The sequence below is a fragment of the Glaciecola sp. XM2 genome (assembly GCF_018595715.1).
Lineage (GTDB): Bacteria > Pseudomonadota > Gammaproteobacteria > Enterobacterales > Alteromonadaceae > Glaciecola.
The window spans coordinates 264703-280115 of the sequence record NZ_JAHEOJ010000028.1; the positions used below are offsets into that span (position 1 = coordinate 264703).

General features: G+C 42.8%; 14 protein-coding genes and 1 tRNA gene. 8 read left to right on the forward strand and 7 right to left on the reverse strand.

The genetic code is table 11. The features are described 5' to 3' along the window. The first annotated feature begins 72 nt into the window (after positions 1-72). A complete protein-coding gene (locus KJ365_RS16640) occupies positions 73-813 on the forward strand; it encodes a 1-acylglycerol-3-phosphate O-acyltransferase (RefSeq protein ID WP_214452799.1) in 741 nt (246 codons plus the stop codon). Then, entirely contained in the window at positions 813-1220 is a 408-nt protein-coding gene (gene rraB, locus KJ365_RS16645; protein ID WP_214452800.1) for a ribonuclease E inhibitor RraB, read from the forward strand. Before KJ365_RS16640 ends, rraB begins: the two co-directional genes overlap by 1 nt. A 36-nt stretch (positions 1221-1256) precedes the next feature. Here the strand turns inward: rraB and KJ365_RS16650 are convergent, their stop codons facing one another. The 4 genes from KJ365_RS16650 to pepA form a co-directional block, all read right to left on the reverse strand. Further along, on the reverse strand, positions 1257-1511 hold the full coding sequence (locus tag KJ365_RS16650) for a hypothetical protein (protein WP_214452801.1): 255 nt from the start codon (positions 1509-1511) through the stop codon (positions 1257-1259). Between the two features lie 254 nt (positions 1512-1765). Then, positions 1766-4537 (reverse strand): valine--tRNA ligase, encoded by a 2772-nt coding sequence (locus KJ365_RS16655; RefSeq protein WP_214452802.1) that lies wholly within the window; start codon positions 4535-4537, stop codon positions 1766-1768. 14 nt (positions 4538-4551) lie between these two features. Further along, positions 4552-4998 carry a DNA polymerase III subunit chi gene (locus tag KJ365_RS16660; protein WP_214452803.1) on the reverse strand — a complete coding sequence of 149 codons (447 nt, stop codon included), beginning with the start codon at positions 4996-4998 and terminating at the stop codon, positions 4552-4554. Positions 4999-5010: 12 nt separating this feature from the next. Beyond that, positions 5011-6516 (reverse strand): leucyl aminopeptidase, encoded by a 1506-nt coding sequence (gene pepA / locus KJ365_RS16665; RefSeq protein ID WP_214452804.1) that lies wholly within the window; start codon positions 6514-6516, stop codon positions 5011-5013. Between the two features lie 229 nt (positions 6517-6745). On the opposite strand from pepA, the gene lptF reads away from it, so the two are divergent. Together lptF and lptG are read left to right on the forward strand one after the other, a co-directional pair. After that, positions 6746-7843 (forward strand): LPS export ABC transporter permease LptF, encoded by a 1098-nt coding sequence (lptF, locus tag KJ365_RS16670; protein ID WP_214452805.1) that lies wholly within the window; start codon positions 6746-6748, stop codon positions 7841-7843. Further along, on the forward strand, positions 7836-8900 hold the full coding sequence (gene lptG / locus KJ365_RS16675) for an LPS export ABC transporter permease LptG (protein WP_214452806.1): 1065 nt from the start codon (positions 7836-7838) through the stop codon (positions 8898-8900). Before lptF ends, lptG begins: the two co-directional genes overlap by 8 nt. Here the strand turns inward: lptG and KJ365_RS16680 are convergent, their stop codons facing one another. Continuing rightward, a complete protein-coding gene (locus KJ365_RS16680) occupies positions 8901-9398 on the reverse strand; it encodes an RDD family protein (RefSeq protein WP_214452807.1) in 498 nt (165 codons plus the stop codon). Positions 9399-9574: 176 nt separating this feature from the next. Here KJ365_RS16680 and KJ365_RS16685 point away from each other — a divergent pair. Together KJ365_RS16685 and KJ365_RS16690 are read left to right on the forward strand one after the other, a co-directional pair. Further along, positions 9575-9661 (forward strand) — tRNA-Leu (locus KJ365_RS16685). Between the two features lie 282 nt (positions 9662-9943). After that, complete coding sequence (locus tag KJ365_RS16690) at positions 9944-10732, forward strand: lipase family protein (RefSeq protein WP_214452808.1); 789 nt, start codon at positions 9944-9946, stop codon at positions 10730-10732. Positions 10733-10896: 164 nt separating this feature from the next. On the opposite strand, the gene KJ365_RS16695 is transcribed toward KJ365_RS16690, so the two are convergent. After that, the gene (locus KJ365_RS16695) at positions 10897-11730 is read right to left on the reverse strand and encodes a DUF2797 domain-containing protein (RefSeq protein ID WP_214452827.1); all 834 of its coding nucleotides are present in this window, start codon (positions 11728-11730) and stop codon (positions 10897-10899) included. A gap of 194 nt (positions 11731-11924) precedes the next feature. Here KJ365_RS16695 and KJ365_RS16700 point away from each other — a divergent pair, with 194 nt between their 5' ends. Continuing rightward, positions 11925-12128 carry a hypothetical protein gene (locus KJ365_RS16700; protein WP_214452809.1) on the forward strand — a complete coding sequence of 68 codons (204 nt, stop codon included), beginning with the start codon at positions 11925-11927 and terminating at the stop codon, positions 12126-12128. Positions 12129-12295: 167 nt separating this feature from the next. Next, positions 12296-13336, forward strand: a complete 1041-nt coding sequence (locus KJ365_RS16705; RefSeq protein ID WP_214452810.1) for a LacI family DNA-binding transcriptional regulator — start codon at positions 12296-12298, stop codon at positions 13334-13336. 27 nt (positions 13337-13363) lie between these two features. Here KJ365_RS16705 and KJ365_RS16710 read toward each other — a convergent pair whose 3' ends face one another. Then, a complete protein-coding gene (locus tag KJ365_RS16710) occupies positions 13364-15151 on the reverse strand; it encodes a GGDEF domain-containing protein (RefSeq protein WP_214452811.1) in 1788 nt (595 codons plus the stop codon). Positions 15152-15413 lie beyond the last annotated feature (262 nt).

Sequence of the window (15413 nt, forward strand, 5' to 3'; positions counted from 1 at the left end):
TATTTACTGATCAGCTTTGCTCTATATTAAAACTGCGTATAATCGACGCATCTTAATTTTCTAGGACCAATTGTGCTTGGAGTTTTACGAGCAATCGTACTGTTTGTCTATTTTATTCTTGCTAATTTATTCTTGATCATCGCTTTTCTTGTTAGGCCTATGCATCGCAATAATGTGCACCTTGCGGGAATCGTTTATAGCTCTATGGCGAGAATTTTGGGAGTGAAGCTCGATTTTCGGGTATCAGAAAAATTTCAAGAAGACACCTCTTATGTGTTCATCGCCAATCATCAAAACACGTGGGATTTGGTTACGGTAAGCCATGCAGCAATGCCTGGCGTGGTCACTATTGGTAAAAAAAGCCTTAAATGGATCCCCATTTTTGGCCTTATCTATTGGCTCTCTGGCAATATCATGATTGACCGCAATGACTCAGGTAAAGCGAGAAACACACTAGCCAAGGCTGGACGCAAAGCACGCAAGCGAGGATTATCTATCTGGATGTTTCCAGAAGGTACGCGTAGCCGCGGGAAAGGAGTACTGCCCTTTAAGACTGGCGCATTTAGATTAGCAATTGATGCGGGACTTAAAATTGTCCCGGTCTGTGCCAGTGATAATCACAACACAATCAAATTTAACCGCTGGAATAACGGCACGGTGATTGTTGAAGTAATGGATCCTGTCACACTCGATGAAAACGACAATGCCAAGCAAGTGGCACAGAAGTTTGAACAGATCATTACAGAAAAATATAAAGCATTAACTGAAGAAGCAGCCGCTATGAGTAAAAAGGTTACTAGGAGAGAAAAATAATGAATGATGATGACAAGCAAGCGTGGTATGAGTTTAACGAAGAAACTATCGAAGCGCTAACTCTCGACGGCAGCGATATTTCTCAGCCGCACATCATAGAGCATCATTTTGCGAGCAAAGATTTTGATATATTGGAAAAAGCTGCGGTGGAAGTATTCAAAGCTGGGTTTGAAGTGACGGATGCAGAAGAGCTAGTACTTGATGATGGCGGCACAGTCTTTTGCTTCGATGCTATTGTTGAAAAACACTTAAATCTAGAGGCGTTTAATAAAGACACCGATACACTGCTTGCCTTGGCAGATAAAAATAAGGTGCATTATGACGGTTGGGGAACTTACTATGTCGGTGACGACGCTATTGATTATGAAGATGGTGAGTTTGACGAGGATGCTTATGAGGGCGAATAAATCGCATCTACTTTATTATTTGGGTAACCGGTCCGCTTAGGCAGTTACGTCGATTCTGTCGATATTTTTCTCGTAGCGTCGGTCACGCCCAGAGCGAGTATCTAACAGCACTTTTGTCTTTCGCTTTCGCCTATCTTCCCCCTCTCGCTTATCATAAAGCAAGACCCCAGAGCTAGCCGGTTGCTGGGCGCTATTTGGGTTGCTTTCTGCTTTATCAAAGCTTACCGCCTTGCGTTGAACAGGTTTTGGTTTACGGGTGTTGATCGGGAGAAACTGGGCGGGTAAATACATATTGCTTCTCCTTCAATGTTGAAAGTTTGAAAAATACACTGCGCGGCGACCATCAAGCTTTACGCAGTTCAAATTTTGTGAACGCATGGTCGCGTCAAACAGTTCATATAGTAGGGCTTCCATCTACGAATTTCAATGAAAAAGTCACATTGAAATTGATGGGTGGGCGCCCGTAAACGCCCTATCTAAATGCCGCAATATCGCGAACCACTGAGGCATATATGTTTGCCTCAGCGAATCGTATCATTACCTACCTATAGCTTAGCAATTGCCGCTTGTTGTTCCTGTATTTTTGACAGTTGCATTTGCGCGTCTGCAAGCTTTGCTTTTTCCTTATCAATGACTTGTGCAGGAGCTTTACCCACAAAGTTTTGATTGTTTAGTTTACCCTCTGTACGCTGCACTTCAGCAACAAGCTTATCCGCCGCTTTTTTCAAGCGCGCCAATTCTGCTTCTTTATCAATTAAGCCAGCCATGGGGATCATGATTTCCATTTCTCCCACTAAAGCAGTTGCGCATGCAGGTGCTTCATCCGTCTTTTCTAATATCTCGATAGACTCGAGTTTTGCGAGCATCGTCAAATACTGCTGAGTATTTTCTAAGCGTTGACGATCAACATCATTCAAATTGTTTAGCAACACGGGTAAACGTTTAGATGGCGCAATATCCATCTCGCCACGAATGTTTCTAATACCCACCACAAATGATTTGACCCACTCAATCTCTTGTTCAGCGCTTTCATCAAGCATAGATGCTTCAAACGACACGAATCTGTCTAACATAATGCTAGGCACCTGCGTTGTGTTTGCGGAAAGGGGCTTAATCTTTTTCCAGATTTCATCGGTGATAAATGGCATGAATGGATGCATCACCCGCATAAGCTGCTCTAAGACATTAATGAGAGTGTAACGGGTGCCTCGCTTTTGTGCTTCGGAAGTTGCGTCGCTATTGACGACTGGTTTGCTTAGTTCCAAATACCAATCGCAAAACTGATTCCAAGTAAACTCATAAAGCGTATTGGCAGCTAAATCGAATCGGTAATCGGCGACGTGCGCTTCAAACTGCGCTACGGTTCTTTCAAAGCGAGACCATATCCATCTATCAAATGGGCTAAACGCAAGTTCACCACCTTTGTTGCCGGTATCGAAATCTTCGGTGTTCATTAAAACAAAGCGCGTTGCGTTCCAAATTTTATTACAAAAATTCCGATAGCCTTCCACTCGACTCATATCAAAGTTGATATCGCGACTTGTGGATGCCATGGCAGCAAAATTAAATCTTAGGGCGTCTGTTCCATACGCATCGATGCCATTTGGAAATTGCTGCTTAGTTTGTTTAGTCACCTTAGCCGCGAGCTTGGGTTGCATCATGCCAGTTGTACGTTTTTCAATGAGAGCGTCTAAGCCAATGCCGTCAATAACATCAATTGGGTCGAGTACGTTGCCTTTTGACTTTGACATTTTGTCGCCGTTTTCATCTCTTACCAAACCGGTAATGTAGATTTCTTTAAACGGGATTTTACCGGTAAACTTTTTCGTCATCATAATCATTCTGGCGACCCAGAAGAAAATGATATCAAAGCCGGTAACAAGCACAGAAGAAGGCAAAAAGGTATCAAGCTCTTTGGTATTTTCAGGCCAACCCATAGTTGCAAATGGCCAAAGAGCTGAAGAAAACCATGTATCTAACACATCTTCATCTTGTTTTAATGCGACGTTATCAGCAAGACCATATTTGGTGCGAATCTCTGCTTCTGACTTACCGACATACTCCTTACCATCTTCGTCAAACCACGCTGGGATTCTGTGGCCCCACCAAAGTTGTCGAGAAATGCACCAGTCTTGAATGTTATTCATCCACTGATAGTAAGTCTTACTCCAGTTTTCAGGTACAAATTTGATCTCGCCAGATTCTACTGCTGCGATGGCAGGTTTAGCCAACGATTCAACGGCCACATACCATTGGTTGGTTAAATAAGGCTCTATGATCACACCGGTACGATCACCACGCGGTACTTTCAGCTTGTGAGGTTTAGTCTCAACCAATATACCTGCAGCTTCGAGATCTTTGACTATTTTATCACGCGCATCAAAACGATCGAGTCCTTGATATTCAGCCGGCGCATTTTGGTTAATGCGTGCTTCATCATCAAGAATATTAATCATGGGCAAATCATGTCGCTTGCCCATATCATAGTCGTTGAAATCATGAGCAGGGGTAATTTTCACGCACCCGGTGCCAAATTCAGGGTCGACATAGTCATCAGCAATAATAGGGATTTCTCGACCCGTTAATGGCAAAGTAATGGTCTTACCAATAAAATCTTGATAACGTTCGTCATCTGGATGCACCGCTACCGCTGTATCGCCTAGCATCGTTTCTGGTCGTGTAGTAGCCACGGTTAAAGAAGCAGAGCCGTCACTTAATGGATAGCGCATGTACCACATATGACCATCTTCTTCGTCGTTAACCACTTCCAGATCTGAAACCGCAGTGAGTAGCACAGGATCCCAGTTGACCAATCGTTTGCCGCGGTAAATTAAGCCTTCATCATACAGTTGAACAAACACTTCACGAACCGCTTCAGAGAGATTGTCGTCCATGGTAAATACTTCACGGTTCCAGTCAGCAGAGGCACCTAGCCTTCTCATTTGCTGCGTTATGTTGCCGCCAGATTCTTCTTTCCATTCCCAAATACGCTCAACGAATTTATCTCTACCTAAATCATGGCGAGTTTTGCCCTGTGCATTGAGCTGGCGTTCAACGACCATTTGTGTCGCGATCCCAGCATGATCCGTTCCGCATTGCCAAAGCGTGTTATCGCCTTTCATTCTGCGATATCTGATCAATGCGTCCATGATGGTATGCTGAAATGCATGGCCCATATGCAAACTGCCCGTCACATTTGGTGGCGGTAATAAAATACAATATGGCTCACCATGGCCAGAAGGGCTAAACATACCCTTTGATTCCCAATGCTGGTAACAGGCTTGTTCAATCTGGCTTGGGTTAAATGTTTTATCCATTGAGATTTGTCTCTTTAATTTGCATTCACAAACGCCATGCTACAGCCGGCTTGTTTGTATTGTTTATAACGTTCTCGGGCACTCGCCTTTTCTTCACTATCACTTGGTACAAAATCCACCAAGTGCTGCCACGCGGCATATTGGGGCAGAAAAGTCTGTGAGAGGTTTATGACAAGTTTTTTGTTGCGCACCACAGATGTGTCTATTGCATCCTTCCAAGTAATTTCAACCGGAGAGCCATTTGCAGGGCCCTCACCCAGTAGGTTATGGGCGATAAAGTGCTCAGCCGGTTGTTGCCAGATGTATTCATCCACTGCTTCTGCTTGCGCTTTATCTTTGCAAATCAACGTTAAATATTGCTTGCGTTGATAGTGTGAAAGTAATAGCTCGCCCACATGAGAAATCAGAGCCTCATAATCTGAGCCAACGCTGCTGGGTAACTCGTAAAAACTAACTCGCATCGATAACGCTAACTATTCGTCTAGCGCAATATTGGCTTTGTTCATAAGATACTGCGTTAGCATCGGCACAGGTCGACCTGTAGCACCTTTTCTTGCTCCGCCTACCCATGCTGTACCGGCAATATCTAAATGCGCCCAGTTGTACTTTTTAGTAAACCGAGACAAAAAGCATGCCGCGGTAATGGTGCCCGCTGGTCTACCGCCTATATTTGCCATATCAGCAAAGGGACTCTCAATTTGCTCTTGATATTCATCCCACAACGGAAGTCTCCAAGCTTTATCAGAGCTCTGTTCTGATGCATTGATAATTTCATGGGCCAACGGGTTGTGTGAGCTCAATACTGCGGTAGCATGCTTACCTAAAGCGATGACGCAAGCGCCCGTAAGGGTTGCCACGTCAATCACCGTATCAGGTTCATAACGCTCTACGTAGGTTAATGCGTCGCATAACACCATGCGTCCTTCTGCATCAGTATTCAGCACTTCGACGGTTTGACCAGACATGGTCGTTATAATGTCTCCTGGACGATAAGCATCAGCATCTGGCATATTCTCGCAACCTGCGAGTATGCCAATCACGTTTAAGGGTAAGTTTAGCGCTGCGACAGAATGCATCAGACCTAATACAGCGGCTGCGCCACCCATATCATATTTCATTTCATCCATAGCCTCACTTGGCTTAATGGAAATACCGCCAGAGTCAAAGGTAATGCCCTTGCCCACAATCACAATGGGCGCTTGGTCATCGGCCGCGCCCTTATGCGAAATAATGGTCATTATGGATTCGTTTGCTGAGCCTCTCCCGACGGCTAAATATGAGTTCATGCCCAACTCAGCCATTTTAGCTTCACCAATAGTTTCTAATGACAGGGTATCGTATTGCTCAACAAGCGATGCTGCCTGTTCATTTAAATACTTGGGATTGCAGATATTCGGGGGCATATTCGCCACGTCTTTGGCAACTTTCACACCTACGCTAATTGCTTGAGCATGCTCAATGGCACGCTCGCCTAACGTTAAGTCTCTTCGTGTAGGCACGTTGAAGACCATTTTACGTAGTGGACGACGAGGTTCACCTTTTTTCGTTTTAAGCTGCAAAAAGGTATAAACAGAGTTGTTTGCTGCTTCTACTGCCTGGCGCACTTTCCAATATGTGTCACGTCCTCTAACATGCAACTCGGTTAAGAAGCTTACCGCTTCCATCGAACCGGTTTCGTTAAGGGTTTGAATCGTCTTCGCAACAATTTGTTTGTACTGGCGCTCATTTAACTCGCGCTCCTTTCCGCAGCCGACCAATAGCACTCGTTCACTTAGCACATTCGGAACATGGTGGAGCAACAACATCTGTCCAGCTTTACCCTCTAAATCGCCGCGCCTAATTAGATTACTAATATAACCTTCGCTGACTTCATCGAGCTGCTCTGCAACGGGTGTAAGACGTCGAGGCTCAAATACACCTACGACGATACATGCACTGCGCTGTTTTTCCGGACTGCCGCTTTTTACGCCAAATTCCATGTTATCCCCTTTTCATTATGATGTTGCCCAAACTAGAAACTTTGTTCATGAACCTCAGCAACTCGCATACTTAAGCGCTGTTTGCCTATATGTAGCGGATTTTTATGTGCTACACTTCACAAACCAAAGGGCAATAATTAACTAAAACATATACAAATGCTAAGTTTACTGAAATATTGCCGCCTTGCCACCAAAAACGACTATTTTATAAAAAAAGAAAGACGCCAGAATGCTTATTTTTAGATATCTCCTGCGAGAAACCTTTAAATCACAGATCGCCGTATTTTTCATACTAATGACTATTTTCATTACTTTGAGATTTGTGCGTGTTTTGGGCGACGCAACCGACGGTAATGTCCCAGCAGACCTCATCGTGGGCTTTATTACCTTATATAGCCCCGTACTAGCATCCTTAGTATTGCCTATCAGCTTGTTTTTAGGCGTGATGTTAGCTCATGGACGGATGTATGTTGAAAGTGAAATGACCGTGTTAAGGGCGTGCGGTGTAAGCGAATGGTACGTGACTCGTGTCACACTTTTCTTTTCGCTAGTAATTGCAGCTATTACCGCTGTTGTGACCCTATACTTAGCCCCCCTCGCGTTAGAAAAAGAATACCAATTGAAAGAAGATGCTGCTGCTAGCTCTGGTATTGCAGCAGTAGTGCCAGGCAGATTTCAGCAAACGGGCGATAGTAAAGCGGTGATTTTTGTTCACGACACTCAATCAGATAACCTACAAAAAGTCTTTTTATCTCAGCGCACAAAAGATAACGATGGCGTACATCTTATTTATGCAGAGCAAGGCCGCATTCAAGAAAGTGCGTTTGGAGAGCAAACCTTAGTGCTTTCGGCCGGTAACCAATATGATGGAAAACGCAATGAAAACAATTATCAAATCGTCAACTTTGATGAGTATACGGTAACAATCACACCACCGAACCGAGAGCAAGAAGGCCGTAAACTCGTTGCAGCTTCTACTGCTGAGCTTTGGAAAATGGACACTATTGAGGCATCAGCTGAGTTGCAATGGCGAATAGCGATACCGCTATCTTTACCTTTTTTAGTGCTAATTGCCGTGCCATTAAGTGCTGTTGACCCTAGACAGGGCCGATTCGGCAAAATGTTCCCGGCACTACTGCTTTATCTTGGCTATTTTTTGCTGTTACTTGCCTCTCGTCGCATCATGGAAGATGGGAATTTACCTAGTTTTCTTGGGTTGTGGTGGGTACACGTTGTAATGCTCTTGGTTGGAATAGGGCTAATTGCTCGAGATCGCAAAACCGGAGTCGTATTACGGCAAATGTTCTTGAGGCAAAAACATGTTTAAAATTATAGACTTGTACATTGCACGCACATTGCTAAGCACGATTGCCGTTACCTTAAGCGTGTTGGTGGGCTTAAGCGCTCTTATTAAGTTTGTGGAGCAATTACGTCGTATCGGTCAAGGCGATTACGATATGACCATTGCCGCGCTGTACGTATTTTTGAGTCTTCCGAGAGAAATTGAGCTGTTTTTACCCATGGCAACGCTGTTAGGGGCGCTCATCGGCATGGGGCTATTGGCACAAAGTAGTGAACTTGTTGTTATGCAGGCCTCTGGTTTAAGCAGAACTAACATCACCCTCTCATCAATGAAATCGGTTGTGCTTATCATTATAGCGATGATGGCAATTGGTGAGTTTATTACGCCACCAAGCGAGACAAAAGCGAAAGAACTTCGAACCCAAGCGCTGTCGGGAGGAAGTGTACTCTCGTCAGATAATGTCACTTGGGCGAAAGATGGCAATGACTTTGTGAGTATTTCACAAGTGATAGACCAAGACAGTTTAAGAGATATTGAAGTCTACAAATTTGATGACAGCCTCAATCTTACGCAAATCATGACAGCGCAATCTGCCGACTTCACCCAGCGGAACTGGATCCTCACCGATGTCACGATTATGGATTTTGGTGAAAGGCAAATAGACCGAATATCATTGCCAGAACTTCAATGGGACAGTAGTTTAACACCTGACAAATTAGGCATAGTCGCAATAAAACCTGAGGCGCTATCGATACGCGGATTGTTAGATTACGTAGGTTACCTTGAAAACAACGGACAAGATGCCTCACGATATGAGCTTGCACTGTGGCGGAAAATATTCCAACCCTTTTCAGTCGCGGTAATGCTGTTGCTAGCAATGTCTTTTATTTTTGGCCCGTTAAGAAGCGTCACTATGGGCGCAAGAACTATTATGGGTGTGCTTGCGGGTTTCGGGTTCTTCATTTCAAATGAGGTCTTTGGACAAGTTAGCTTAGTATTTCAGTTGCCACCGATATTAGGTGCGGTTATTCCCAGTATACTGTTCGCGATGATTTCAGCGATATTACTCAAACGTCAGTAACTACCAAGCTCTATGGTGATTTTCTTCTTTAGTTAACACGAGCACTTCGGTGTTAGTCAGTCTGTCTTGTAAGGCTAGCTTATTTTTAAAGTCTAACAACACAAGCAACGTTCCTAAGCCGCCCAAAGAGCCTATGAGTCTTATAAAGAGGCGCTTGTACCCTACAGGCTCATGCTCTTTTAAATTGAAGATACGAATACGCCACGCGCGCATGCCCAAGGTTTGCCCCCCATTCTTCCAAAACCAAAGGAAAAACGTGCTCACCCAACATACAACCCAAACCTGAATAACGGTTTTGTACACCCAGTTTTGTTGCACTAGGTCACTTACATGTTCAAATCCTAGCTTGGGCAACACTCCTGTTTCCAATAATGCTGTTAAAATCGCAATAAAGACTAGGGCAGACAACATACCAATTGCAACAGCGATTAACGTATCGTATACCATAGCCGCTAAACGTCGAAAAAAGCCAGCCCGCGATGAAACGTTTGAATTCATTCATTTACCTTTTTACTAGGAGATTAATCAAAACGATAGTGTATCATTATTTTAATTCAGCGAAGCAACAGAGCGCTCAGCATGTCTACAAATAAACCATTGAGTTGTAAATAATGCTTGATACACAGATGCATATAGCTATAATGCCCAACTTCGAAAGAAGCACTTCCCACGATGCCAGAGTGGCGAAATTGGTAGACGCAGCGGATTCAAAATCCGCCGGTAGTAATACTGTGCCGGTTCAAGTCCGGCCTCTGGTACCATTCTATAATAAACGATTCCAAAAATTGTGTTCCGGCTCATAGGCGAGTCCCACCAGGTCTAGCTCTGCTGCCAAATACATAAACCTGCACTAAACAGTTTTTTGCACTAAAATCAGTGCTTATCGGCTATTGGCATACCAACTGATTTTCTGTTTTAACATGAGAACATAAGAACCGTAATATCACTGAAACAAAAACGATATAGTTTCTTTGTATTAATATAAAAATTTGTGGTTTCGTTTTGTTCGAAAGGCGGCACAAAGTTAGTTGCTACAATTTGCCATGAAAAAGCTGAAACGCTATCAATATGAGCGATATGCCATTCTATGCCAACTCGCCTACCCAGACGCTGATGCAAAATACAATCTTGCACTAAAACCATTTCACGAACGTCAATTAGTCGACAAATATGGCCAGATGAGCGTAAGAATTCTGTGGATGGAGAATAAAAAAGAGGCCATCGTAGTATTTAGAGGTTCATTGAGTATTAGAGACTGGTTGGCAAACTTGGTATTTCTACCCACAAAGATCCAACAAATGGATCAGCAATTCTATGTTCACTGGGGATTTAGCAGACTAATCAGTCAACCAATGTATTCAAGCACAAAGAATATTGACCAAGCACTGCCATTGCGAGAACTACTCGTAAAAGTGTTAGAGCCTCTGCGACAAGAAGGAAAACGTTTCACATTTATCGGACATTCGACAGGCGGTGCAGTAGCTGTGTTAATGGCCGATTATTTTGAAAGAAAAAATGCCAAAGCTGTTAAACGCGTGGTGACCTTTGGCCAACCTGCTGTGGGCAGTCGCTCATGGTACAAAAACTATCTTTTACACCACAAGACCTACCGTATTTGCTGTGATTTGGACATAGTGACCTTTATGCCGCCATTTCCCTATTATTTTTGGCATGTTGGCAAAATGCTGTGGCTGCATGACGATCAGATATATGAAAACACACCTACCCACGAGCGCTTTTTTAAATCTTTACACAGTTGGATACTCAGGCCAATCACTTACCATTACATGCGAAAGTACATCAGAAATAAGTCATTATTTGATGAGCATTGACACATGTTCAGGTAATGCATTTACAAAATGTCTTCTTTCACATATGAGTCATTGGTTTAATTAACCAAAGTAGGCGCCCGCTTTTCAAAATCCATAGCCAGCAATCGTTTGCCGGTTGAAATCCAGCCTTTATCTCAACCAAACAAATAGTTTGAAGACCCATTTTACTCGTAACTAAGACTAACCTGATACCCAGCGTACTTGCGCATATTGATCACGCGATCGCCGTCGAGCATCCAATATTGGCCTTTAATCCCCAACAGTGTGCCACTAAACTCTGGCGTCTTGTCTAAGTTAATGGATTTAATTTTTTCAGGGTATTGAGTTACTGGGTAGGAGATATCGAGTTGCTCTGACTCCATAGCCGATATCGCTTGCAAACCATAAGTCTGCTCGAGCTCAAGGAGTTCTGAAGATGCCTTTTCAAGTAACTCTTGCTTCACTTGTGCTAAATCGATAGTGGGTATTTCGCCTTTTAACATTACTCGCCAATTCGTTTTATCACTGATATGTTTAGCAAGAGCCGTTTCAACCAAGCCGCTCAGCTTACGTTCAGAGACTCTAAAAATAGGCAATGCCGCCGATGCTCCTTGGTCTATCCATCGCGAAGAAATACCAACGCCTGCATGACGCGTAATGCCCACTTTAGCAGCACCCGTATTTGCTAGGTAGACAAAGTGTGACTGTAAACAGTGCGCTTCCCCCCACTCAGGCTCCCTACAAGTGCCTTCATGATAATGACATTGTTCTGGTTTAATTATGCAACTGTCGCATTGCGCGAGGCTAATTAAACATGGATAACAATATCCCTGATTAAAACTCTTTTTTGTGACTCTGTCGCAGTGAACGCACTTGATCACGCCGGTGCTCTCAAGCTTTACAAGCCTGCCTATTAGCGGATTCATTTCCACATCGTTGTCACCCACAGGTAAAACATAGCTAACACGACCCTGTTCATCGGCCTTTACTCGCATTTTGCTTAAACCACCTTGCACCATCACTACAACCTTATTTTCATGAGTTTGAATCTGCAACGAGAGTTTAGCCTATGTAGGAAAGCTTCGTAAGCAAACTAATTAATATATCTAGAATAAAATAATCAATTTTTTTCGAATTAAAAGCTCAGCATTTGCGAAATTGACTGATTTTAAATTTTAAAAAAAAGCGTAATTTAGCGACTATAGGAGAACGTATGAAACATATAGACAATAAGTTGCACGAGTTAAGAGCTGAGGTCAGTGAGCTCGCCGAGCATTGCAAAGAACTCGGTGACGAGAAAACCCGCCAATTACTGCTGGAAGTTGATGAACTGTTAGAGGTAACTCATAGCACCTTACTAGGCAAGACATTAAAAACACTGTCCTCAATGGCTATGTCAAAACACCGCAGTCACTAGGCTGTCGTCGCTGAGGTTTTTAGCACTTTGTATATTTCTCGCCAATTTGATTGTCATAACTATCATGTAAGTTAATCCTAAAGGCATTTTGCATGCTTTCTACAGCGTGCAAATATCGAAAAAACAGCTATGTTTAAATTACGAAATCGGTTTTTATCCGGATTTTTATGACCTTTAAACGAGCAAGGCCCCTAACACTTAAACAAGTAGCAGAAAAAATAGGTGTATCCAGTGCTACTATTTCAAATGCCTTTAATCGCCCATCGCAGCTATCAATGGAGCTACGGGAAGATATTCTATTGGCATGCAAAAGCATGGGGTACAGTGGGCCGCAAGCTGAGTTTCGCCAAAGACGCACCGCCAAAACAAAGCTTATTGGCGTGATCACGCCACATCCTACTAACTTTTTACTATCTGATCCGGTCAGTCACTACATGTTACAAGGTCTATCAAATGTGTTTGATAAGCATCATTACAATCTGCTTTTTTTATCATCAGATCAAACATTAAGACATATTGTAAACTTTGTGGAAGGTTTCATTGTTTACCAATGGATTCCACAAGATAGAATTGATGAACTTGCTCATTATAAAAAAGCAGTTATAGCGATAGATTGTCTATTGAAACGCTCTACCACTATCAATATCGATAACCGCAAAGCGGCATATGATTGCGCTCACCACGCATTGACCATGTTCTCTGGGAAGGTTGTCATTCTGGGTCTGAATATCGCTGATGCTTCAACCACTGTTAGCCTCAAAGACGCTGCTATGAAAACGGACCCAACAAACATTATGCTTGAACGACTCAAAGGCTATCGAAGTGCTTTTAAACAAAAACGTGTAGCGCTACCACACTCAAACATTTGGAGCATTCCTAATAATAATAGCTTTCTCGCTTATGAAACGGCTAAGTACATCTTGAAGCAAAATGACAAAGCTGATGTTTTACTTTGCATGACAGATTGTTTAGCGCTCAATGCTATAAGAGCGGCGAAGGATTTAGGGATACCGGTCCCTGATAAGTTAAAGGTGATAGGGTTTGACAATACCATCGAAGGACAAGACGCTACACCGGCATTGACTAGCCCTACACAGTCTAGTTTTGATCGCGGAAAAGCCGCTGCCAAAATGTTTTTAGGCATCCGAGAAGAAAAAAGCCTGCTGCAACACTGTCCCTTAGAGGTAAGAGGATCGAGTGCGTCTTAAGAAGGCTTTATTAGCGCTGATTTCAGACTATTTGGACCCATTTAAACTAAGGGACAACAACATGTCATCTAACACGGTGTCGAGATCGTGAAAGTTGTCATTTGATATATATATACTCATGCTAGAACGAATACTAATATCCACACCGTGCTGGCCATCTAAAAACGTATTTTCTAATGCAGTCTGAACACGTTCAAAAAAGGATTTTGCAGAGTCTTCTTCAATGTCACATAAACATAAAATAAATTGCTCTGGTGCAAACCGACCTAAGACATCTGAGTCTCGCGTTACCTTCGATAGGGTTTCAGCAATCTTTCTAAGGACATAGTCACCTTTTGTAGAACCCACCTGGCGATTAACTTCTCTAAAGTTACCAAGATCAAAAATGGCTAAGGCATTTGTTTTATCTTGGCTAGGCTTGTCTACGTTCATTATGCGGTTTATAGCGGTCTTACTATTTAATACTTGAGTGACTGGATCTAAAGCCATCGTCGCTAAATGACGTTTTCGCCAAAAAAACGCAGCGATTGATAGCATGATGATTGAAATCACTATCAACGTGTATATGATTTGCTTTCGTCTTCGTTCTGCGGCCTCAACTTCAGTTTCCAGCACATAGATTTGACTGTATAAATTGGCAATGCCCAAAACTCTCGTGAACTGTTCATTGTTTTGTCTAATAGTATCTAATCTATCTACGATCAGCTCAAACGCTTCCTTTGCGGCCTCAGTATCTCCCAGCAATAAATAACTTCGCATCATAAATTTATAGTATTCATAATTTGCATACGGCTTCTGGGGCCGTACCAAACTACCCTCATTTTCAACAAACGCTTTTAAACAAACAAGGTCTTCTCTTACTAAACATGGCACAGCGCTATACCAACCATGAATACCATTATAGAAAGCGTTATTGAATCTTTTTACAAGTGCACCAAATGGTACGAGTGCTTCCTCCAATTCTGCAATCTCGCCTACTCGGTAGTGATAACCGGTTTTAGCCAAGTAATACCAAAAGTTGGTTAGCGTTGTGTCTACCTCTTGATTGACCCTTTCGAACTCTTCTAGCGCTTCTTTGACCCGATCATACTGACCGCTAGCAAGTAACGCTGACAAGGCACTAATCAGAATAGATAGGCGGTTAGAGCTGGTATAAACATTTGAGCCTATCTCATAAGCTTTTAGAAACTGCTCAGCGGCTAATACCTGTTGATATTGCCTACCAAAATACAAACCAATATTATTGTGTATATGTGCTAAGGCGCGGTGATTTTCGGAACCTGAATATTCCTCGACTGTAGCAAATAGCGCAGCTAGTTTCTCTCCTTCCGTTTTATAGCCAGTATTTGGACAAGCATTTACAATCAAGCCTAGTTTCGCACTGAGTTCGATATCAGGAAATTTATTAACTGCCAATCGTAGCGCTTCAGCATAATATTCGCAGCGCTCTGGCATTTCTTTGACATCGTAGGTGAACCCAATTTGATAATATGCCGATGCGTAATATTGAGCGTCTTTTGTTGCTCGAGAATCCTCTATCAATTGCGTTAATACTTCATATGCTTGAGTACCTTGACCGTTACAATTTTGATAATGAGAAAGAAGTGTTGTTAATTGGAAACGCTGTTGCGTCGTAATGGCATCAGATGCCAAATATTGATCGAGCTGCTCCCTATATTCATCAGCAGGGCAATCATATACAACCACGCCGACTTGCTCGATAAATTGATTCACATCATCATTTGCATAGCCAACGGTTGGAAAAATGTATATACCTGCCAATAAAGCAAAACGCAAGACACTAGGTAAGTTCATTAAAAACCCTTACTCTTATAAATACATGTTTTTAAATTATATGAAAGAGTACCATTGAATCCCTAAGTTTTTCTATCTTTCGTTACTCGAACGCGAAAATTTAATGAACGGGTCGCTCAGCTTGTATGTAGGACTTTTTATGATAATCAAACCGACTACTAAGAAAAAATATTACAGGCAATAAAAAAGCCCCAGCATAATGCTAGGGCTTGGTATGGGAGTCTGGCGATGTGCTACTCTCACATGGGGAATCCCCACACTA